Source organism: Rhodococcus sp. NPDC056743, assembly GCF_042790355.1.
Classification (GTDB): Bacteria; Actinomycetota; Actinomycetes; order Mycobacteriales; family Mycobacteriaceae; genus Rhodococcus_F.
This window is the reverse complement of sequence record NZ_JBHTZI010000004.1, coordinates 347,365-370,241: the sequence shown is the minus strand read 5'-3', so window position 1 is coordinate 370,241 and position 22,877 is coordinate 347,365. Positions and strand designations below refer to the sequence as shown.

Here is a 22,877-nt window from a genome sequence, read left to right as displayed (position 1 = left end):
TCTCACGCTATTTGACGGTCTGTGACCAGTCCGGCATTCTCGAGTTCTGCATACTTCTCATCGGAATAGCCGAGAATCTTCTTGTAGACGTACTCGTTGTCCTCACCGAACCCCGGGAGTACTCGCCCGAAGGCAAGATCGAATCCCTCTACCCGCCAGGGATGTCCAGGATATCGATAGGTTCCCACCGACGGGTGCGTTCGCTCCTGGAACCAGCCCCGCTCGCGTAGATGGTCGTCCTCGAGCAATCCGGTTTCTCTCATCACCTCACCCGCGGGAACGGCGCAATCCTGCAACACCGAAACGATCTCGGCGGCCGACACGGACCGTGCCCAATGCGCGATTCGATCCCTGATCGACGCGGAATTGGTCCGTCTTGTGGCCGCATCGGCGCCAAGTACGGCGAGTTCGTCCCCGCCGATCACCGCAGCCAATGCCGTCCACTCGCGATCGCTGCGCACGGAGATAGCGACCCACCGGTCTGCATCGGCACTGAGGTAAACATCTTGCAGCACATGAGGATCGGAGTTGCCGAGAATCTCCGGAACTCTCCCGTTTACCTGAGCGTCGAGTACAAATTCCCCGATCTCCGCCATGACGTTCTCCGCCTGCGCAAACTCCACAAGTCCCCCGACGCCGGTGTGCTCGCGGTCCCACAACGCGGCCATCACCGCAAAGGCCAATCCCGCCGGCGCTGCCTCATCCATGTGGTAATTCTCGCCGGCCGAGTCGGCTTCCTCACCCTCGTAACCGTCCATCGCGGCAATCCCCACGAGCGAATTGAAATTGGGCCCGTAACCGAGATAGTCACTCATCGGTCCCGTCATCCCGAGGGGAGGCATACGAGCGACAATCAACCGTGGGTTGAGTTCGAGCAAATGCTCGTGTCCGAGACCCAACTTCTCCAGAGTGCCGTTGGAATTGTTCTCCACCAGAACATCACTGACCTTGATCAGTTCGATCACCGCCGCGTGTCCCTCTGCCGTGTCGAGATTCATACACGCCGAAAGTTTGTTCCGGGAATGCCAATTGAACAGAGCTGTGCGGTCGTACGGCCGCTCGCCGGGATCCTTCTCCGGATAGGTGCCGCCGTGATAGCCCGTCTGCGCGATCGATTCCTTTGTGGTCTTTGCCGATACTTGTCGGCTGACGCGGTTGTTGCCTTCCACCCGAATCACTTCGGCACCCAAGTCCCCCAGCATCGCTGTCGCACCGGGTCCGGACCAGACAACCGTCAAGTCGACAACACGAATCCCCTCGAGCGGATAACTCACGATCGCTCCCCTGTCTGTGCCGGTGACTGTGCCTGTGCCAGTAGCTCGCGGATCTCCGGGCCGTGCTGGTCGAGAGTTGGCGCGGTATGACGCAACCGGTACCCGTTGGCCATCCGCCACGGGGCACCGGTGTACTCCAACGTTCCCGCGACCGGGTGCGAACCACGGACAAACGCGCCTCGGCTACGAAAGTGATCGTGACTCAACAATTCCGAGACGTTGAGGTACGCCGTGACGGGAATACGAGCCGCCTCACACTGTTCCATGATCGCGACTTTCGGTCGCTGTGCGAACCACTTGGAGACATAGTCCATGAACTCGTCACGGTCCGTTCCCATGATTGTCTCGCGTCCGTGATATCGAGCATGGAATTCGCTGTCGTGCTCACCGACGATGTCGACCAATCGATTCCAGAATGCCTGATTGGTCACGTACAGCATCACGAATCCGTCCTTCGCCCGGAACGGCCCGGTGAACGTCACGCCGTGCCGATGCGGGCTTCGAACTCCGCGTGGGGCATTCATGCCGGAATACGCCGCCGAGACCAGATACGACGCTCGCCGGTCGGCGCCGGCGAGCAGCACCTCCTGCCCCGACACGTCGATCACCGAACCTTGTCCCGTGCGCTTGGCACTGAAAATTCCGGCCATCGTTGCTTCGCCGGCTGTACGACCGATCGTGTAGTGCTCGAGCAGTCCCGGTTTGCGCAACGGCGCGCGATCAGCCGCACCGGTTGCATTCATCGGACCACCGGCAGCCTGTAGGACCAGGCCACTCGCTTCACGGTCCCGGTACGGTCCGGTCTGGCCGAATGCACTGATCCGCGTGATCACCAGCGAAGGGTTGCGCGCCTGGAGCACGTCCGGCCCCAGGCCCAACTTCTCGAGCTGTCCGGGCCGGAAGGACTCCACCACAGCGTCCGCGGTGTCCACGAGGTTCAGGAGAACGTCCCGTCCGGCATCCGAACTCAGGTCGAGGACAAGCGATTTCTTGTTGGTGTTCAGATGCAGAAACAGCGCACTTCGCTCGACGTTCGGAACATCGTCGGGGAACGGCCCCCACGACCGCGTCAGACTACCTGTCTCCGGCTTTTCGACCTTGACAACGTCCGCACCAAAATCTGCGAACATCTTCGTTGCGTATTCGCCGGCCACCCATCTCGACAAATCCACGATCCGGAGATCCTGAAGTGCCTGCCGCGGTTCCGGCTTCGCCACACTAGGCAAGATTCAGCTCCTTCTGCAGCCAGCCCGCAGCAACATCTGCTGTGCCGTAGCGGATTTCGGTGACCTTTGCCCTCTCCGACCACAGATGCAGATCGGTTTCGAGGACGTATCCCATGCCGCCGTGCAACTGATGTGCGTCGAGCGTCGCGCGCTTGTAGGCCTCATTGCACTGCATTTTTGCAATCGCGACCGCGCGAGTGGCGGATTCGCCGCGAGCCACCCACCACACCGCTTGCGCAGCAGCCAAGCGGGCGCCTTCGAGCGCGATGTGCATATCGGCAATGATGTGTTGCGCGGCTTGGAAACTGCCGATCGACCGTCCGAACTGCTCGCGCTGCGCAATGTAGTCGACGGTGCGGTCCAGAACTGCGGCGCCACCACCGGCCATCTCCATACATTGCAGCGCCACTGCCGCGTTGGCCACCCATCGAAGATCGGCGACGCTCAACCCGTTCCCGCTCAACCCGAGCGACACCGACTCGTCCGAGACGAAGATGTCGACCAGATGGACCCGAGAGAGCCTCTCTCCGGACATGTTCGACAAGGGGACGGCATTCCACCCTGGGGCTGTCGGCTCGATAAACGCACAGATCAATCGTTCCGGTTCAGCGAACACCGAGGTGCGAGCAGTCACGAGGACCACGTCGGACTCCGCGGCGTTCACGGCAAATGGCAGGGTGCCGTTGAGCAGCCACCCACCCTGCACTGGGGTTGCCGTCACCGTCGGTCGGATGTCACCGGCGTCACCGGGATTCCAGGCGGCAACGCCGGCACGGAGTCGACCTTCAGCCAATGCGGGCAGATACCGGCTGCGTTGTTCCGGCGTGGCCAGTCGCCCGACAGCAATACCGAATTGCAGTGTGCTGTAGACGATCGATGGGCACAGTACCCGTCCGGCCTCGCGAAAGAACACACCGAGTTCGTACAGGCTCGCGGCGCCGCCGCCGTATTCTTCACCGATCGCCAATCCCAGAACACCAACCTCGGCCAGCGCCGTCATCAGCTTGTCCGGATGGCTCTCGGACATCGGTTCTGCCAGTTCACGCACCACACTGATCGGACACTGTTTGGCCAGGACGGCAGCCGACATCGCCTGTAGATCGAGTTGGTCTTGGGTAGCAACAAGTTTCATCAGCGAACTCCTACGCCGTCAAGGGATGTCGAAATCATGTCAGCGTCCGTAACTCGGCAAAGAGTGCCCGCGCTGCGCGATGACATCTCGCAGAACTTCGTTGGCTCCGGCACCGAATCGCAGCAACGGCGCGGCTCGATACAGCCGCTCGAACTTTCCCGCCATCACTGCATGTGGATCGCCGCCCGTGATCAAACCCGCCGGGCCGAGCATCGACGTTCCGACGTCGGCAATCCGTTGTCTGAGTTCACTGGAGAAGACCTTTTCGACGCTGACAAGCACGGACGGAATGGTTCCGCTCTCGAGCAGCGACGACGCTTCGAAGCCCATGAGTTGCGCGAGTTCGACATCCGCGTCCAACTGAGCAAGCTTTCGTCGTACATCTGCGTGATCGAGTGGCCTTGTTCCGTCTTCGCGGATCTCGCGCGCAAGAACTACAAGGTCGTCGACGGCTCTGCGAAGGTCGCCGGCATTCGTGAGCGCACCCCGTTCGAGATCCAGTGCGCCGGTGATGTATTTCCATCCCTTGTCGACTTCACCGATGAGGTTGGTCACGGGGACACGAACGTTGTCGAAGAACGTTTCATTGGTTCGATACCCGGACCACGCGGTGATCGGGCGAATCACGACGCCGGGAGCGTCGATCGGCACGATGATCACCGAAATTCCCTTGTGTTTGGGTACCTCGGTATTGGTGCGAACGCACAACCATTCGTGAGTGACGCGCTGCGCCATACTGTTCCAGATCTTGGAACCGTTGATCACCCACTCGTCACCCTCGCGTACCGCCCTGGTCTTCAAACTCGCAAGATCGGTTCCGGCATTGGGTTCGGAATAGCCCACGGCGCAGGTCAGTTCACCGCGCGCGATCGGCGGCAGAAACTCCTCCCGATTCTGCTGCGTGCCGTGACGCATGATCATCGGTGCCACCGACGTGACCGTCAGGTCCGGTCCCGGAACACCCCAGTACTCGAATTCACTGACCAGGAGATGCTGATACACCGCCCCGAGACCAAGCCCACCGAACTCTGTGGGCCAATTGAGCCCGAACCATCCTTTTGCCCCGATCTTTCGCCGAAACGCAGTGAGCTCCCCGCCTATGAACTCGAGGTCGTGCTCGGCCATCTCCGCACGCAATTCCGGCGTCACATTTTCGCGAAGAAACGCACGTATCTCTTCGCGCCACGCTCGCTGATCTGCATCGAGTTCAAAATCCATGAGTGTCCGTTCCGCAGCAGCTGATAGCTTGAAAGCCTTGGTCGTTCATTGGGAGGCCTGCAGGCTCTCGAGCAGTTCGGGATCCGACCGCAATGCAGCGCGCACCGCAGCCTCCCAGAAGCCGTGGTAGCTGTTTCCGTCGCTACCGGCCATTCGATCGAGCCACCAGTCGGGCAGTGCTGTCTTCTCCGGTCCGCTAGCCACTCGGACCATCCAGGCATTCTTGCAACGTTGTTCGAGTGCGACCGCCCGCAGGTAGACAGCGGCAGCGGTGCTACCCGTGACAAAGACACCATGCCCAGCGAGCAGCGCTCGATCAGCGGGCCCGATCGACCGAATCGCAGCCTCGGCCGCCTCCATGTTGTCGACGCCACCGTCGTATTCGTCGACAAGCACTACCTCGCCGCCGCCGAGGCTCGAACTCTGATCGTAGGCAGGTGGAACCTCACCCAGATCGGCCCAGACCGTTCCGAACTCCGAATGATTGTGCAGCGCAATGCCGACATCGGGACGAGCGCGGTGAAGCGCGAGGTGCAGGGGAATTCCCAGCGGGACAGGCCAATCGCCGTCTAGAACATTGCCGTCCATATCGATGCGAATGATGTCGGCGGGGAGGATCTCCTCCCAGGTGAGCAACCAGGGATTGCACAGCATGGTGCCGTCGCCGAGGTTGTACGTGATGTGCCCGGCAAGGTGATCCTGATACCCCTCGGTCCACAAGACGCGCGCGAGCAGGACTATCTCCTCCGCCGGCGTCAGGTTCGGGATCAATTGATCAACAGTGGGTTTGAACTTCTTCACAGCAACCTCTCGGTAGTGCACTGGACCGCCAGCAGGAAAGAAAGGGAGAACTTCGGAAAGACCATCGCACAGTTTGCATCAGCATGTATCGCTATGTGATACTGTGTATCAAATTCAAGTCCCACATTAGGGGTGATTCAGATCGCAGTCAAGACAATCAGCGGACTCACGCGTGGACTTCGCGTCATCGAAGCCGTTGCCGCCCACCAGCCGATCGGCCTGACCGCGCTCTCACGCCTACTCGACGTCGACAAAAGCGCCATGCAACGCACCCTGGCAACTCTCCATGAAGCGCAATGGATCCACCCCGTTGGGGAGGCTCCGCCACGATGGGAGCTCTCCACCCGTTGCGTTGTTGTTGCCGGACAGGTCTACAACGGCTCGTCCCTGGCTGCCCGAGCGCAACCCGTCATGACGAGGCTCCGGGATACCACGGGCGAGACAGTGCATCTCGCGGTCACCGAGGACGAACACATGATCGTTCTCGGCGTTGCGGAAGGTACCCACATGGTTCGGACCGGCCTGAAGATCGGACAGGTACACGTACCCGAAGCAAGTGCCGCGGGCCGGGTCATCCACGCATACCTGCCGCAGGAAGAGCGCGTGAACAGTTCGGGTCAGCCCGATCTCCTCCTCGGGGAGCAGGAGTACCAGGAGATTCGCAGCCGCGGATGGGCCGCCAGTGCGGAAGCCGTCCAACAAGGATCGACCAGCCTCGCCGCGGCGATACTGGATGCGTCGGGGTCGCCACTCGCTGCAATCGTGATCAGCGGACCCGCCACGCGGCTGACCGAGGATCACTTCACGCAGTACGGCGAACTGCTCCGGGAAGCAGCGGATCAACTCGGAGGCTCCCACTGAGCGGATTCACTTGCTCAGTGTGGCAAAGACGACCAGGGCCAGGTTCGTGTGATCAGACTGTCCCGAAAGCCCCTCCAGCGCACTAGCGGACTCGAACGGAATGAGGCTTCCCGGCGGCAATGCACGGCCGCCGAACGCAGCACTGCCGGACAACACCACCGCATATCCCCGGCCCACACATTCGGTCAGCGCATCGGCCGTCAATACCGCACCGGGATCGAGCGCAACACCGAATGCCGCGGCGCCGCGTCTGGTACGCGCCAGCAGATCCAGCTTTCCTTTCTCGGCCGCAGCGTCGTCGATCGCACAGGTGAAATGTTCACCGGCACGCGTCTCACCTTTCACGCGCGATTCCGGCATGTAATTCAATCCAGCGGCAGGGTCGAGCCGAAGTGTGAAGTACGACAGCCCTTCCGGAGCATCGGCGAAAATCGGCCCGTACACCGTGTACGCATCGCTGTAATGCACAGTGCCCGAACGGATGGCGTGCCTACCCAACCGTCCACTGCCGTCGAGAACTACCTGAAACTGATCTACCTCGTGATAGTGCGGCCGGAGCTTCGGCGCCTTCTGACCGACAAGATAGGCCTGAAAACCATCGGTTGCCGAACCATCCGAATGCTCACCTAGATAGTCACTCATCAGGAAGTCTCCGGACTCCGTGGTACGCAGTACGGTTCGAGACTGCGCGGGTGTGACTGCTGCCGGGGGTGATGTCATCGAATTCTCCTCAACTGACAGGTTCGGCTCGGACGCCCTCGAGAACTTGCCCACGCACTGATCGTGGAACAGGCACAGGTATCGCGTCGAGTAATGTTCGGGTGTACTCCTGCTGCGGGCTTTGGAAGATGTCCTTGGTCGACCCGCTTTCCACTACCTCACCGCGCGCCATCACCAGTACGCGATCCGCGATCACTTCGATCAACGCCAAGTCATGGCACACGAACAGATACGCAAGACCCAACTCCTCCTGAAGATCTCGCAACAGATTGAGGACTTGAGCTCGAACCGAAACATCTAGCGCAGCAACGGGTTCGTCGCAGACGATCATCTTCGGATTAAGTGTCAACGCGCGAGCGATCGCCACTCGCTGAAGCTGACCACCCGAGAGTTCCGCCGGATATCGGCCGAAGTAGCGGGAGCCGATCCCCACCTTGTCCAACATCGCCGTCGCCAACTTCTCACGCTCACCCCGACCCATGTCGGTGTGAACGATCAGCGGTTCAACCACGGCGTCGACAACAGTCATCCGCGGATTGAGGGAGCTGTGTGGGTCCTGGAAGATCATCTGCATACCGCGGCGCATCGAACGCAATTCGGCTGGTTTTGCAGCCCGCACATCAACGCCGTCGAACGTAATAGAACCCGTATCCGGCTCGATCAACCGCAGCGCAATCCGGCCCACGGTCGACTTACCCGCGCCCGACTCCCCCACCACGGCAAGACATTCGCCAGCCTCGAGGCTGAAGCTGACATCCTTGACCGCATGAGACCACTTGGTGCGGCGGCCGAGAAAGTCGCGGCCCGACGCAAACGACTTCGACACGTTCTTCACTTCGAGAAGGCTCATCGCACACTCACTCCCTGCAGATCGAGGTCCTGCACGCGCAGGCATCGCGCTTCTCCGGTGGGAACACTCGCCATCGAAGGATGCTCCACATCGCATACTCCCGGTGTGGCATGAGGGCAACGCGGCGAGAACCGGCAACCTGTCGGCCAGTCGGCCGCCGCCGGGATTCCCCCCGGGATCGCATGCAGCCGCCGATCGGTATTGAGCCCCGGCTGCGGAATCGAGGCAAGCAGCCCCGACGTGTACGGATGCTGAGGACGGAAGAATACTTCTTCTGCCGCAGCATTTTCCGCGATCTCACCGGCATACATCACAACCACCCGCTGGCACAATTCCGCCACCACTGCAAGATCGTGACTGACGAACAGTAACGCCACACCGGTCTGCTCCTGCAGATCTCGCAGCAGATCGAGGATCTTCTCCTGCACCGTCACATCGAGCGCGGTGGTCGGTTCGTCCGCAATCAGCAACCGCGGGTTACACGCCATCACCATCGCAATCATCACGCGCTGACACATGCCACCACTGAATGCGTGCGGGTAGTCACTCACCCGCTCCTTCGCCCGGGGAATCTGCACCAACTCGAGCATCTCCATTGCCCGGGCCATCGCTTCCTTACGACTCAATCCGAGGTGCTTGCGGACGGACTCGGCGATCTGATCACCGACCGTATAGGCAGGATTGAGGCTACGAATGGGCTGCTGGAAAATCATGCCCATCCCGGTGCCGCGGAGTTTGCGCCACTCGCGCTCCGGAACCTTCGTCAGATCCCGACCGTCGAATTCGATGGAGCCCCGTGAAATCCGGCCACCGGTTGCCTGGGTAAGACCCATCACCGCGAGCGAGGACACCGTCTTGCCGGATCCGGACTCACCGACCAACGCCACCGACTCGCCGGCACCGACATCGAAGGAGACACCCTCGACCGTCGTCTGCCACCCCCCGCTGCCGGGAAACTCGATAGTCAGATCCCGAACCCGCAACAGCGGTTCAGCACTCGCACCGAGCTGTTCTTTTCGCATCAGATCAGTCATTGTCACCATTACGACTCCGTAGCAAGGATCGGCGAACACCGTCGCCCAGATAGGTGAAGGACAAGACGGTCAAGAAGATCATCACACCGGGAGGCCACACCAGGTACGGCGCGAGCTGCATATTCGACGCCGCCGTGCTGAGCATCGAACCCCAACTCGCCGCCGGAGCCTTCGCCCCGAGACCGAGGAAGCTCAAACTCGCCTCCGCCGCGACCGCAGCACCGAGAGAGACCGAGATGACCAGCACCACCGGCGGCATCACGTTCGGAAGGATATGCCTGACAATCGTTCGCACCGGGCGGCACCCCAACGCGATCGCAGCCTCGATGTACGTCTCGTGTCGCACATCCATCGTAGATGCCCGAGCAACACGGAAGAACCTGGGCGCCATGACCAAACCGATGGCAAGCATCGCGTTGGTGATTCCCGAACCGAGGACCGCGACGATCGTGATTGCCAGCACCAGCGACGGAGCAGACATCAGCGCATCCATCACCCGGGTGATCAGCGAATCGACCCAGCCGCCGCGATACCCCGCGATGACGCCGAGAGGAAGTCCGAGAATCAGCGCGACGCTCACCGCCTGCAACGACGCGGTCAGCGAGATGCGCGCGCCGTAGATCAACCGGCTCAGCACATCTCGGCCGTAGTCATCAGTGCCGAGCAGATGATCCGCACTGGGCGGCTGCAACCGGTTGACCAGGTCCTGCACGTACGGATCGTGTGGCGCCAGGATGGGGGCGAACACAGCCATGATCACCAGGAGCAGGATGAAAATACCCGCCACCATCGTTACCGGCTTCCGCAGAACAGCTTTCAGACCTCCGCTGCGAGTTGATCGCGCTGCCGTCTCGGTTTTTGTCAGTGCCTTCGGAGCCGAAGTTGCCTCCGTCGGTGCCTTCGGATCTGTCATGCGCGAACCTTAGGGTTGAAGTAGCCGTACGAAATGTCGACAAGCAGATTCACCAGCACCACCACAACGGTGGTGAATAGGACAAACCCGAGCAACACCGGAATGTCATGGTTCTGGACGCTGTTGACGGCCAAGCTGCCCAACCCCGGCATGCTGTAGATGATTTCGATAGTCACCGCCCCGCCCAACACCTCGGCAACACGGAAGCCGAGCACCGTGACCACCGGGATACACGCATTCTTGAGCCCGTGTTTGAACACGACCGTCCCGCGTCCCAGACCCTTTGCTTCCGCATTGAGAATGTAGTCGCTCTTGAGTACCTGCCCCAGCGACGACCGAAGCTGCAAGGTCACCTCCGCCGCGGGCAACAACGCCAACGCTGTGCCAGGCAAGATGAGGTGCTGAATCCACGGCACAAAACCGTCGGACAACGGCGCATAGCCGAATGCCGGGAAAATCTGATTGGTCACCGCGAACACCGACACCAACACCAGACCGAACCAGAATGCCGGAATCGCAATTGCAATCGACGCCACCACATTCACCAGGCGATCGACGATTCCGCCGGGACGAAGCGATGCCACGACACCGAGGATCAGGCCGATCGTCACCGCGAGCACCATCGCGAAAATGACCAACGACAATGTCGTCGCCATCCGGCGGAAAATAAGTTCCGTCACAGATTGATTCGACAGAAACGACGTACCCAGATCACCATGCAGAACACCGCCCACCCACCGGACGTATCGCACAAAGATGTTGTCGTCCAGGTGAAGTGTGGACCGGATCTCCGCCAACCGTTCCGGAGTCGGATCATCGCCGGCAAGAATCGCAGCCGGATCCCCCGGCGCGAGATCGATCAGCAAGAAGATCATCAAGGGCACGATCAACAGCAGCGGCACCGCCGCCAGCAACCGTCGCCCGGCGTAACGCAACATAAGCACCCCTCACCGGCGCTTACAGCCGGTCTTGTCGGCGGTTCCCCTTCACGGGTGATGCGACTACGTGAATCCTTGTGTCGCATCACCTGTGAAGCGGATCGGTCTTTCAGCAAGAGATTGCTGTTCTGCAGTGCTACTTGGTAATTGCTACTTGGTCATTCCTACGTAGCGCAGATCGAAGATTCCGGTGTCGACCCACGGGATGTTGTCGGCATTGACTACCTTGTCACTGAAAATCGTTGCGTTCGTCTGGTTGCAGATCGGCACGAACATGGCCTCGGCCAGTGTCTTCGACCAGATCTCGTGGTACATCTCGGCCCGCTCGTCCTGCGACAACGTCGGGTTGGCAGCCTTTGTCGCCAGTGCGGCGATCTCGGGATTGCCGTTGCCGAAGTCGTAGGGACCCACGACAAAGGTATTGACGGTCTCAGCGGGGTCCACCTTGGGGCTGAAGCTGTTCGACACCATCGACTGGTAGGTGCCCGCGATGTAGCCGGGTTCGTTCTGGGAGTTCGGAACGGGATTGAGCTCGGCGTCGAACCCTGCTGCCGCCAAGGCGGACTGAATGACGTTGGCAGGCTTTTCCGTGTTGGTTCCAGCGCCGAAGGTCAGTGTGATCTTGGCTCCACCGGCACTGGAGACCAGACTCTTGGCCTTGTCCACGTCGAAGGTGTACGGGTACTGGTACGACGGGTCGGCCGCCCAGCTCGATTCCGGATACATCTGGCGGTACGGGGTGCAGGTGCCCGAGAAGAGCGCGCTGATGGCCTCGGGATCGATAGCGTGTGCAACAGCCTGACGCACTTCAGGTTTCGCGAGGTCATCACGGGCCCGCATGAAGACGCCGAGTACATTGCGGAATTTCACCTTGTCGATGCCCATAACATTACGGTCCGCGAGCGACTGAGCCTGAACGATCTCGTTGGCCGAGCTGACCCAACTGATATCGGTGGCGTCGGTCTGCATTCCGTTCAAACGCGTCGTCGCGTCCGGCATGGTCTTGAAGCTGATTCCGCCGAGCAGACCGGCTGCCGAATCCCAGTAGTCGCCCTCTGCGCGAGAAACTTCGAGAGATTCTTCCGGCACGTACTTGGTGACGATGTAGGGTCCGGATCCGCTCTGCCCCGGATCATTTCGGAGGTCAGTTCCGGCTTCAATGGTCTTGGGACTGACCATCATGCCGACATTGGTGCTGAACAGCCCCGGTAGCTCCACACCGGAACCCTTGGTCAGGTTCAGCCGGGCAGTCGTCGGGTCGACAACATCGACGGACGTGATGTCGTCGAGCGCAGCGACAACAGTGCTGCCTGCCATAGTCTTTCCTCGCTGGACGTTCGCGGCGAGAGCAGCTGCGTCGAACTTTGTGCCGTCGTGGAACGAGACGTCGTCTCGCAACTTCAGCTCGAGATAGCCACCGTCAGAAGAAAATTCCCACGACTCCGCAAGTCCCGGAACAAGATTTCCGTCCTTGTCCACCATGGTCAAACGATCGAACATCGGAGTCAGATATCCCCAGCCGCCGTAGCTGGTCTGGAGGTACGGATCGAGGTTTCGGGTCGGCGCCGACGCGGTGACACGAAGTACGGCCGCACGGTCGACATCCGCGGCCGATGCAGTCGAGCCGCCGGCAGTGCTGGTGCCGCCGCCCCCGCCGCATCCGGCGACCGCCAAGGCAGCCACCAACGACACCGCGGCAATCTTGCCTTTGCCGTTCCATTTTCCGCTCATCGAATTCCTCTCGAAGTAGATCAAAGTCGGCGAGAAACCTCCACGCACACGGTCTCTTCGGCTCACAGGCAGACTAGCCCGGATATGTCTATTAGGTATACGTTTTTTCGGAACTAGTTTTGACGATGGTAACCGGCACAGACGTTGTCCATCGATGTCCCGATCACTGGGAAGTTGACTAGCGAAAACAGATATCGACAACCGCTCATGGTCGATCGGCCAGCAGCGACAGAGTTCTCGCTCGGGCGTCCTCGTACTCTCCGACGGTTTCGTGCACTATGTCCGAAATTGGGCCGCGCCGTTTCACCCCGGACACCGTATGCCCTGCGCTCCAGACATCGGTCCATCTTCTCGGCCCCGGTGCCGACGACTTCGACCCGAACAGTTCCGCCGATTCCTTCACGGAGATCTGCTCGTTCAGTTTCTCGGGATCGAGCCCCTGAGCTCTGATGGAAGGAGCAAGCATGTTCGTACGCAGTCCGGTGAAAGCGTTGGTCAACACCACGTCGTCCATCGTTGCGTCGACCACCATGTCCTTGTACCTCGTCGACGCCAGACTCTCGTCAGCCGCGATGAAGCGTGTGCCCATGTAGACCGCGTCGAACCCCGCCACCTCCGCTGCCCACAATGCGTGCCCGTCAGAGATTCCGCCTGCGAGAATTACTGTCCCGGCGAAGAATTCACGGACACCACGAATGAAGGCGAACGGGTTCATCCACCCCGTCTGCCCGCCGGCACCGGCCGAAAGCAGCACGAGCCCGTCCGCGCCCGCCTCGACAGCCTTTTCGGCATGACGAAGGGTGCCGACGTCGGCAAATACGGCAGCGCCGATATCGTGGAATGGTCCGATGATCGGGGCCGGTGAGCCCACGCTCGCGATGACCATTTCCACTCGGCGGCGTACCAAGCACGCAACGTCGTCAGCGAGTCTCGGCGCCCTCATAATCAGATTGGGGCAGTAGGGAGCCAGTGCTCCGCCGCTCTCCTCGTGGGCACGATCGAACGTCTCCAACCACGAATCGAGTTCTTCGGGCGTGCGCGCGTTAGCCGTCGGAAAGGCACCGACGACGCCCGCAGCGCAGGCCGCCGCGACGAGGTTCGGCCCGCTCACCCTCAACATGGGGGCCGCGATAAGCGGTAGCCGCAAGCGGGCGCCGAATCTACTCCGAAATGCCGGTGTCACTTCGGGTTTCATCAGGGCAGGTATCCGGTGTGCACCACCGGCGCAACCGGTTCCGAATCCCGCGCACTGGAGAGCCTCAGCGCGCCGAGCAGTGCGTTACGCAGCTCGCGCGGGTCGATCACATCGTCATAGGTGACCGAACTGGCGAGACGCCAAGGACCTGCAGCCTCGTTCTCGATCAAGGCGCGCTGTGTTCGTTCGTCGGCTTTCGAAGTGCTTCCACCCACGGCAGCCGGAATTCCTCCCAGCATTCCGCCCGGGAACGACAACGACACGGTCTGGTTGTCGAACGAGTTCTGCCCCATGACAGAGCCCCCGAATCCGAAAGCTTTGCGCACTGTCACATGCATTTTCGGCACCGTGGACCGATGCTGGGCCGCAAACATCCTGGCGCTCGCCCGAAGAATCCCGTCCCGTTCGGATTTACTGCCGGCAAGAACTCCCGGGTTGTCGGCCAGGAAGATCAACGGGATATGGAAAGCTCCGGTCATCTCGATGAATCGGCACGCCTTTTCCGCCGCAGCAACATCCAACGCACCAGCAAGCACCAGTGGCTGGTTGGCGACAACGGCGACAACCCTGCCACCCATCCTTGCCAGCGCTGTGATGACGGAAGAACCGTGCTGCGGTTGCAGTTCGAAGAGTGTGCCCTCGTCCACCATCACGGACAACACATCGTGCATGTCGTACGGGATACGAGGATTCGGCGGAACTATGTCGAGGAGGGCGTCGAGGGAGCGCGGCGCGGCAACCGGAGCGTCAGGATCCGATAGTGGGGCGCGGTTCCATGCATTCGACGGGAAATAGGACAGGTATCGACGCGTCAACTCGAGCGCCGAATCCACATCCGCAGCAATGTTGTCGGCGATGCCGCTCTGCACCGCGTGCACAGTCGATCCACCCAGGTCTTCCTTTGTCACCTTCTCGGCAAGCGACGCCTCCACCAACGGTGGGCCGGCCGTGAACATCGCGCCGTGGCCTTTGACCATGATGACAAAATCCGACATGGGTGCAGCGAGCGCTCCGTGGCCGGCAGAAGGTCCACACACAATCGAGACCGTCGGGACCAACCCGGCAAGCTCAGCCATCGCCTGGAGATCGTTAGGTGCCGGCCGATGTGGATGCAGGGCATTTGTTGCCCGATGCCCGGCGCCTTCGAGCATCATGACCAGCGGAGTCCGTTCACGCTGGGCGAGTTCCGCAATCCGGGCGCGCTTGGTGGCCGCTGCCGTGCCGATGGATCCGCCGGCAACCGTGAAATCCTCCGAACCGACCAGAACCGGCCGGCCGTTGACTAGTCCTGATCCTGCAACGAAGGCGTCGGACGGAATCGACGCGTCACCGGCCAGCATGCCAATTTCCTGAAATGTATCCTGGTCCAGGAACTTTGCTACTCGATCGCGCGCATCAACGCGCCCGAACCGCCGGTACCGCAGTAGTTTGTCCGGGCCACCCATCTCCCGTGCGGCCCGCCGACGCTCGTCAAGCGCCGTCAGAAGCGATGTCCACGCGTGACGATTCTCCGAGACCATCGCCGGTTCGGCATCGACATCGAGTTGTTTGCGCACAACCTTTCCGGTTGCATTGCGCGGCAACGGTTCTATTGTCAATCGCCATCGCGACGGAACCTTGTACTTCGCGAGACGCTCCCGCACGTACCCGAGAAGCTCTGCCTCCGTCACGGATCCCGGCTCTTCGATGACAACAATGGCGGCCACTTCTTCGCCGTAGTCCGCGTGGGGAATTCCGATCACCGCACATTCCTGCACAGCCGGGTGCTCACTCAGGACATTCTCGACTTCGACCGGGTAGATGTTCTCCCCGCCACGCAGAATCAAGTCAGAACGTCGGCTGCTGACACGGAGATGACCGTCGGCGATGAATCCCAGATCACCGGTGCGCAGCCACCCTTTTTCGTCCAGGGCGGCGGCTGTCGCCGCATCGTTGTTCCAGTAGCCCACCATCACGTGTGGTCCGCGCAGGCAGATCTCACCCTCGTAACCGTCCGGCAGTCTATGCCCGTTGTCGTCCCGAATTTCGACACTCATCGTCACGACGGGGCGGCCCACGGAATCGGGGTACTCCTCCAGATCGGCGGCCGTTGCCAAGGTGGCTCCCGTGGACGACTCGGTGAGCCCGTACGTCGTTCCCAGTGAACGCCCTGCCACCGGCAGCAGTTCGCGAACCTTCTCCTTGAGAGCGGTTGACGACGGCGCCGATCCCAGTGACATCGTCTTGAGTGAGGACAGATCGTACCGAGACAGATCACCATGTGAAACAAGGCGATTCGCCATGGTCGGCACGGCTCCCCAATTGGTGACCTGCTCACGCTCGATCAATCGCAGCACACGTTCGATCTCGAATCGGCCGCTGTAGATGACTGCGGTGTCCCCGATCGACAACCGGGGCACGGCGAGGTTGTGCAGCGATGCGATATGGAACAGCGGATTGGACAGGAGGAACCGCCGGTTCGCGGGCGGGCTGCCGAAGTGCGTTGCCAATGCATCGTTGAATCGGTGAAAGTCGTTTGCCGTGATGATGTTCCGGTGCGAGTGTGTCGCACCTTTCGGCCGCCCGGTTGTACCGCTGGTGTACAGGATGACGGCGGGGTCGTCTTCGTCTATGGCGACGGTCGACAGTTCTGCGTCGTCGTGCAGTGTCGACAATCGAGGTACGTCGGCTTCGGTGGACAGCACCGGCACATCGATGTTACCGAGTAGTTTCCGCCGTTTGGCATCGGCGACAACAAGTTTCGGAGTGGCATGCTTCAGGCCGTAGTCGATCTCGGGAGCGGACCACATCGAGTTCATCCCGACCACTATCGCTCCGAGTGACGTCGCCGCCCAGAACGTGATGATCCATTGGGCGTTGTTCGCCGACAGAATCGCAACGCGATCGCCCTTACCGATCGAGTACGTGCGTCGCAGCTCCTCCGCCAGTGACGCCACACGTACTAAGTGATCGGAGAACGTGATCCGCTGTTCGTCACACACCAGATATTCGGTATCACCATGCCTGACCGAGGCCGCCAGAATCTCACGAAGCGTGTGCGCGCGATTCTTGAACACCGGCATGATGTGCCCGCGCACGGATTCATCAGCCACCTCGAACAACTGCCCCGGGCTTGTCAGTTCAGCCACAGCCAGAGAGCGCCGGTATGCCATGTCCGGTTGAACGACCATCCTTGATCCATTTCTGTGACAACGCAGTTCGATCGCGCTGGGCGGCCCGCCGGTGTGGATCGGAACCTGTTCGCTCCACACCGGCGCGACTACTCACCACCGCTCATTGTGGATACTACGCAGAAGAGTCGTTCGATATGCGATATTTCGATTAGAAATACTTTTTGAGTTTCGAGGCGCCAGTCCGGCCCCATTCCGAGCACGACAAAGCGGCCCGGCAGCGTACGAGAATCACCGCCGGACCGCTGTTGTCGCGCTGTTATCCCTGGGTCGGCGGCCACACGGGAGCGATGGACCACGGGCGTGCCGTTTCGAGTTGCGACGCAACCTGAATCAGCACATCTTCACGCCCGAACGCGCCGACCAACTGCACGCCGATGGGCACACCGGCCGAATCATGACCCATCGGCAAGGAAATCGCAGGCTGACCGGAGCTGTTGAACGGACTGGTCAAACCGCTGTATCCAGCCGAGTGCTCCCAGATCGACAGGGGATTTGCCGTATCGAGCAGACCCAGCGGCGCTGCCGGCCGAGCCATCGTCGGGGTCAGCAACAGGTCGTGATCGACAAAGAACGCACCGATCACCTGGGCTGCCCGCTCGAGTTCCTGCAATGCCTTGACGACGTTCGTCGCACTTTCGGACTTCGCACGGTCGTAGATCATCCGAGCCATCGGCTCCAGGTCGTCGTCGCGGATTGCGCGGTTCAGGGTCTCGAGTCGTTCATCGACCTCGATCGTCATCGGAATGCCCATCAACACGGAAAGCCCGGCAGTAAGTGCATCGAGCGGAAAGCTCGGGGCCCCCTCGGTGACATCGTGACCGAGTTCTTCGAGCAGACCGGCAACACCGGTTGTGACTGCCGCACACTCCGGGTCCACCGGGGTGCCGTCGGGCAGCGCGTTACTCAGAGCAATCCGCAATCGTCCGGGATCCGCGCCCACTTCCTCGACGTACGGCCGCTTCGGCGCCAGAATCACGTAGGGATCGCCCACCGTGGGCCCGGCGGAAAGATCGAGGAGAAGTGCGGTGTCACGCACACTTCGAGTGAGCGCGTGGTGAACACCCATCGGCGACGCGAAGAGAGTGCGCGCCGGTGCCGTCGGCGTGCGACCACGACTGGGCTTGAGACCAACCAACCCGCAAGCGGATGCAGGGATGCGGATCGAGCCGCCGCCGTCACTCGCATGGCCGGCGGGCACGATTCCCACGGCAACAGCGACTGCCGTTCCACCCGACGAACCACCAGGGGAACGATCGAGCGCATAGGGGTTGCGGGTGGGGCCGAACAGCGCAGGTTCGGTGCTCGCGTTCTTACCGAATTCCGGGGTGTTCGTCTTACCGACAATCACCAGGCCGGCACGACGGTATCGCTCGACGAGCGTCGAATCCTCCTGTGCCACAGCGTCGGCGAACAAGCGAGATCCGTTGGTGCTCGGCAATCCCGCGACGTCCAGTCCGAGATCCTTGATCACGAACGGGACTCCGTGCAGTGGACCTTCGGGAAGACCGGCAGCGACCTCGTCCCGAGCTTCGTCGCGGCGCTCACTGATCACTGCATTGACGGCCGGATTGCGCTCGTCGAGCCGGTCAAGGCTGAACTCCAGGACCTCCTTGGCGGATACGACTCCCTCGCGAATCGCCCCGGCCAGGCCCGTCATGTCACTGTTGTCGAACAAATCCTGCATCGATGCCCTCATCACTCGTGTGCTTCGTGTGCGATTGTGAGGTCCGTCATATCAACCGCGGCGAGCGGCGGGTATCGGAATTCCGCTTACCGGGACTCACTCACACAATCAGCCCGTGACGGCGAGCCTCCACCACAGCTTCATGACGACTCCGAACGTCCAGTTTGGCCATGAGATTGCGCATGTAGGTCTTGACGGTCTCGACACTCAAGGAGAGCCGCTCGGCAATCTCTGCGTTGCGCAGACCCAGCGCGACGTACCTCATCACGTCAGTTTCTCGCGGCGACAGAACTATCGCGCTCTCGATCCGGGCGGGTGCGGTCAATGTCCGCAGCTTTGCCTCGACGGCCTGAACCTGCGCACTGAGGGTTTTGTCCTGCAAGCCTTCCGCGATCTCGCCCAACGCAAGGAAACTCTCCGTCAACGTCTCCGAGATTTTTGCCTCGCGGTTCGAAACCTGTTCCACGGCAGCATTGTCGATCATCGCGACGCGGCGGTCCACCTCGTCGCGGATCTCGATTTCGCGGGCCAACGAATACGACGCGCGCATCATCTTGTCTGCAACGACGTCCCCGATCGGCAGGTTGGCGCGCAGTCCACCGTAGAGCGCGCCGCGGGTTTTCCCTCGCACGACGACGGGAACCGCCATCAACGATTCGATGCGTTCGGTGCCGACCTCGTAGTCGTAGTCGTGGGTGATCTGCGACGAATTCGCGTAGTCCTGCACTGCGCCCGGTCGCTGCTCGGCAATTGCCCGCCCACCGAGGCCGCATTCGGCGTTGATCTCGAGGTTGCGCAGAATCGTGCTGTGCGTGCCGACGTAACCGGTGATGGTCAACGAGTTGCCGCTCACGCACCCGCCGAACAGAACCGGCAGTTCGGTCTGTGGCTGCAACTGTCGCAACGCCGCACGCAACGCGTCGTCGTCGCTCGGCCTCAAAACCTTGTTCACGTGCACTCCTGGTCGGGGACAAACGTAGATACCCACTTCAGAGGGTAGCGGCTGACGCGCTCGCCCAATATCGTCCAACGCGAGCGTTTGTAGTGCCGATCACATTCACGGTGACGGGTGAGCTGCAACGTCCGACCACGCGAACCTCGGAGGAACCCGTGTCTGCATCCGCCGCACTCACAGCCAACAACACCCCGCTCAGCCCGCTGCGTTTTCTCGAACGCAGCGCGTCGGTGTTCCCTGATCGCACAGCCGTCATTCACGGCGACCGGACGTACACCTACCGCGAGTTCGGCGACGAGGTGGCCGCCCTGGCACGAGTTCTGCGCGAGCGTATCCAGCCCGGTGATCGCGTCGCCTACCTGGCGCCGAACATCCCCGAGATGCTGTTCGCGCATTTTGCCGTCCCGCTGGCGGGCGGAATTCTGATCGCCCTCAACTCGCGCCTCGCCGGTCCCGAACTCGAGTACATTCTCGATCACTCGGGAACCACGATCCTGTTCGTCGACTCGGAATTCGTCGGCTCCGTCTCCTCGTCCAAGGCCAACGTTCCGAGCCTGCGCGAGATCATCGAGATTCCGGACTCCACCGTGCCGTACCCGGAAGTTCCCGCCGGCATCGTCACCGGGCAGTACGCCGATCTGCTGGCCGAAGGCGAAGCACTCGCTGATCAGCCGCTGCACTGGGGCGTCGACGACGAACAGCAGTGCATCGCCATCAACTACACCTCCGGCACCACCGGAAAGCCTAAAGGCGTCATGTACTCGCACCGCGGCGCTTACCTGAACTCTCTCGGCGAAACCTTCCACAACGGGTTCACCGGGTCCACCAAGTACCTGTGGACGCTCCCGATGTTCCATTGCAACGGCTGGTGCACACCCTGGGCCGTGACCCAGGCAGCCGGAACCCATATCTGCCTGCGCGCCGTCCGTGCCGACTCGATCTGGGACGCGATCGACAACTTGGGCGTGACGCATCTGTGCGGCGCTCCCACCGTCTGCTCCACCATTGCCGACGCGGAACAGGCCCACAAGGTCGACACCCTGCGTATCACCACGGCAGGTGCTCCCCCGTCTCCGACGATCATCGGAAAGCTCGAGGACATCGGCATCACGGTCGTCCACGTGTACGGGCTCACCGAGGTGTACGGGCCGTACACGATCTGCGAGTATCAGGAAGCCTGGGACGAGAAGCCGCAGGCCGAGCGTGCCGCCCTGCTGTCTCGCCAAGGCGTGGGCATGGTCCAGGCCGAGAACGCCCGTGTCGTCGACCCCGACATGAACGACGTGCCCGCCGACGGCACTGTCATGGGTGAGATCGTCCTGCGCGGCAACAACGTCATGCTCGGGTACTACCGCGACGACGCTGCCACCGCCGCGGCGTTTGCCGGTGGTTGGTTCCACACGGGCGACCTCGGCGTCATGCACCCCGACGGCTACATCCAGCTCAAAGACCGCGCGAAGGACATCATCATCTCCGGCGGCGAGAACATCTCGACCGTCGAAGTGGAGCAGGCGATCATGAGCCACCCCGCAGTGATCGACGTTGCCGTGATCGGGGTTCCCGACGAGAAGTGGGGCGAGCGCCCCAAAGCGTTTGTCGTTCTCGGCAAGGGCATGAGCGCCACCGCCGAAGAGCTTGTCGCGCATACCCGGTCCTTGCTCGCCGGATACAAGGTTCCGCGGGACATCGTCTTTCCCCTGGATCTTCCTCGCACACCGACGGGCAAGGTTCTCAAGTTCGAACTGCGAGCGTCGAAGTAACTCGGAGTTAGGGGCTCAGCGCACCGGAGTGGAACGCCGACGCAGATCGACAGGTTGACCGTCGGAAGGGAATGGTAGGGACGTGAAGTCGAGCGGGGCGACGTAATCGGCATCGACGTTCCAGTCGAAGCGCAGGAGGAGATGATGCATGATTGCTTTGATCTCGGCGCCGGCGAAGTGCATTCCGAGACATTTGTGCACTCCACCGCCGAACGGCTCCCACGCATATCGATGAATCTTGTCTTCGCGTCGATTCTCGGCAAAGCGCTCGGGATCGAAACGCTCGGGATCCGGCCAGTATTGCGACATATGGTGTGTGAAATGAGGAGCGACGGCGGCATACGTCCCCGCCGGCACGAAGCGACCCCGCACTTGAGTGTCGCGTACCGCTCGCCGCGCCATGACCGGTACGGGCGAGACGAGTCGGAGGCATTCCTTCATCACCAGATCAAGACTGCTCAGCCCGTCGAGATCTGCATAACTCGGCATCGAGGTTCCCAGAGCAAGCGATTCTGTCCGGCACTTGTCCTGCCACGTTGGGTGCTGACCCAGGTATTGCATCATCGTGGAAAGGGTGATGGTCGAGGTATCGTGTGCGGCCATCAGGAGGAAGATCATGTGGTCGATCACTTCGTCGTCGCTGAAGCGTTGTCCCGCTTCGGATTCGATGTGACAGAGCACGGAGAACAGGTCATCGGTTTCGAGATTTCGACGCGTCGGCAGGTAACGACGGAAGAAGTCTTCCAGGACCCGGCGGCCGTCGAGCCCTCGCTTCCATCGCGTCCCCGGCACGCGGTAGCGGACCAGAGACGTTGCTGCCTGGACACAATCGACGAAAGCCTTCTTCACCGAAGATATTTCGCTCTCTGTGCTTCCTTCCGCCCCGCCCATGAAAATGTCGGTGGCGAGATCGAGGGTCAGTGTCTTCAGCGCCGTGTAAGCCCGGAATCCGTCAGTGGGAGACCATGCGTCGAGCGCCGAGTCGATTGCCGGGTTGAGAACGTCGACAGACTTCTCGAGTCGTGATCGAGTGAACGCCTGCTGCATGATTCGACGGTGCCGTAAGTGTTCTTCGGAATCGAGCAGCATCAGCCCACCGTGAAAGAAGGGACCGATCAGCACCGACCAGCCGTCGCTGTTGACGAAAGCCCGATCTTTGTTCTGCAGCACCTCCTGACACGCGTCAGGCCCGAGTACAGCGATCCATCGCCGACCGACCATGGAGAACCAGGACACCTCGCCGAATCGATCCCAGTTCTCCTGCATCAGAGCGAGTGGATCGCGAATGTATGCCAGCGCATGCCCGACCAGGGGCAGCCCGGAACGACCCGAAATCGGGTGCAACGGTGAGTTCATCGGGGGACGAGCCAGGATCTTGGGCACTGTGACCTCTACTCTCGCTCAATCTGACA

18 protein-coding genes are annotated in these 22,877 nt (G+C 61.2%); 2 read left to right on the top strand and 16 right to left on the bottom strand.

Annotated elements, in window-relative coordinates:
- Positions 1-2 precede the first annotated feature (2 nt).
- Genes ACFRFQ_RS11710 through ACFRFQ_RS11690 form a run of 5 tightly spaced genes read right to left on the bottom strand, consistent with a single transcriptional unit; the run spans position 3 to position 5,651 of the window.
- On the bottom strand, positions 3-1,274 hold the full coding sequence (locus ACFRFQ_RS11710) for a CaiB/BaiF CoA transferase family protein (protein WP_378657124.1): 1,272 nt from the start codon (positions 1,272-1,274) through the stop codon (positions 3-5).
- The gene (locus ACFRFQ_RS11705; RefSeq protein WP_378657438.1) at positions 1,271-2,491 is read right to left on the bottom strand and encodes a CaiB/BaiF CoA transferase family protein; all 1,221 of its coding nucleotides are present in this window, start codon (positions 2,489-2,491) and stop codon (positions 1,271-1,273) included. The genes ACFRFQ_RS11710 and ACFRFQ_RS11705 overlap by 4 nt, the downstream gene beginning before the upstream one ends.
- Before the next feature lies 1 nt (position 2,492).
- The gene (locus ACFRFQ_RS11700; protein ID WP_378657121.1) at positions 2,493-3,632 is read right to left on the bottom strand and encodes an acyl-CoA dehydrogenase family protein; all 1,140 of its coding nucleotides are present in this window, start codon (positions 3,630-3,632) and stop codon (positions 2,493-2,495) included.
- A 39-nt stretch (positions 3,633-3,671) separates the two neighbouring features.
- Entirely contained in the window at positions 3,672-4,850 is a 1,179-nt protein-coding gene (locus tag ACFRFQ_RS11695) for an acyl-CoA dehydrogenase family protein (RefSeq protein WP_378657119.1), read from the bottom strand.
- A 45-nt stretch (positions 4,851-4,895) separates the two neighbouring features.
- Positions 4,896-5,651: a class II aldolase/adducin family protein gene (locus tag ACFRFQ_RS11690; RefSeq protein WP_378657116.1), complete on the bottom strand. Its 756-nt coding sequence runs from the start codon at positions 5,649-5,651 to the stop codon at positions 4,896-4,898.
- Positions 5,652-5,783: 132 nt separating this feature from the next.
- Here ACFRFQ_RS11690 and ACFRFQ_RS11685 point away from each other — a divergent pair, with 132 nt between their 5' ends.
- A complete protein-coding gene (locus ACFRFQ_RS11685; protein ID WP_378657113.1) occupies positions 5,784-6,512 on the top strand; it encodes an IclR family transcriptional regulator in 729 nt (242 codons plus the stop codon).
- A gap of 6 nt (positions 6,513-6,518) precedes the next feature.
- Here ACFRFQ_RS11685 and ACFRFQ_RS11680 read toward each other — a convergent pair whose 3' ends face one another.
- From ACFRFQ_RS11680 to ACFRFQ_RS11635, 10 genes are all read right to left on the bottom strand, one after another.
- Entirely contained in the window at positions 6,519-7,232 is a 714-nt protein-coding gene (locus tag ACFRFQ_RS11680; protein ID WP_378657111.1) for a hypothetical protein, read from the bottom strand.
- Between the two features lie 10 nt (positions 7,233-7,242).
- The gene (locus tag ACFRFQ_RS11675) at positions 7,243-8,082 is read right to left on the bottom strand and encodes an ATP-binding cassette domain-containing protein (RefSeq protein ID WP_378657108.1); all 840 of its coding nucleotides are present in this window, start codon (positions 8,080-8,082) and stop codon (positions 7,243-7,245) included.
- Positions 8,079-9,125: an ABC transporter ATP-binding protein gene (locus tag ACFRFQ_RS11670; RefSeq protein WP_378657105.1), complete on the bottom strand. Its 1,047-nt coding sequence runs from the start codon at positions 9,123-9,125 to the stop codon at positions 8,079-8,081. Before ACFRFQ_RS11670 ends, ACFRFQ_RS11675 begins: the two co-directional genes overlap by 4 nt.
- A complete protein-coding gene (locus ACFRFQ_RS11665) occupies positions 9,109-10,029 on the bottom strand; it encodes an ABC transporter permease (protein WP_378657102.1) in 921 nt (306 codons plus the stop codon). Before ACFRFQ_RS11665 ends, ACFRFQ_RS11670 begins: the two co-directional genes overlap by 17 nt.
- Positions 10,026-10,967: an ABC transporter permease gene (locus tag ACFRFQ_RS11660; RefSeq protein WP_378657100.1), complete on the bottom strand. Its 942-nt coding sequence runs from the start codon at positions 10,965-10,967 to the stop codon at positions 10,026-10,028. Before ACFRFQ_RS11660 ends, ACFRFQ_RS11665 begins: the two co-directional genes overlap by 4 nt.
- Before the next feature lie 150 nt (positions 10,968-11,117).
- Positions 11,118-12,698: an ABC transporter substrate-binding protein gene (locus ACFRFQ_RS11655; protein WP_378657097.1), complete on the bottom strand. Its 1,581-nt coding sequence runs from the start codon at positions 12,696-12,698 to the stop codon at positions 11,118-11,120.
- A gap of 205 nt (positions 12,699-12,903) precedes the next feature.
- Entirely contained in the window at positions 12,904-13,893 is a 990-nt protein-coding gene (locus ACFRFQ_RS11650) for an NAD(P)H-dependent flavin oxidoreductase (protein WP_378657094.1), read from the bottom strand.
- On the bottom strand, positions 13,893-17,063 hold the full coding sequence (locus ACFRFQ_RS11645; protein WP_378657091.1) for a carboxyl transferase domain-containing protein: 3,171 nt from the start codon (positions 17,061-17,063) through the stop codon (positions 13,893-13,895). The genes ACFRFQ_RS11650 and ACFRFQ_RS11645 overlap by 1 nt, the downstream gene beginning before the upstream one ends.
- Positions 17,064-17,322: 259 nt before the next feature.
- Entirely contained in the window at positions 17,323-18,750 is a 1,428-nt protein-coding gene (locus tag ACFRFQ_RS11640) for an amidase (protein WP_378657088.1), read from the bottom strand.
- Positions 18,751-18,850: 100 nt separating this feature from the next.
- Entirely contained in the window at positions 18,851-19,702 is an 852-nt protein-coding gene (locus ACFRFQ_RS11635; protein WP_378657085.1) for a response regulator transcription factor, read from the bottom strand.
- Between the two features lie 158 nt (positions 19,703-19,860).
- Between ACFRFQ_RS11635 and ACFRFQ_RS11630 the strand changes: the two genes are divergently transcribed.
- A complete protein-coding gene (locus ACFRFQ_RS11630; RefSeq protein WP_378657083.1) occupies positions 19,861-21,465 on the top strand; it encodes an AMP-binding protein in 1,605 nt (534 codons plus the stop codon).
- A gap of 15 nt (positions 21,466-21,480) precedes the next feature.
- Here the strand turns inward: ACFRFQ_RS11630 and ACFRFQ_RS11625 are convergent, their stop codons facing one another.
- Entirely contained in the window at positions 21,481-22,848 is a 1,368-nt protein-coding gene (locus ACFRFQ_RS11625) for a cytochrome P450 (protein WP_378657080.1), read from the bottom strand.
- Positions 22,849-22,877 lie beyond the last annotated feature (29 nt).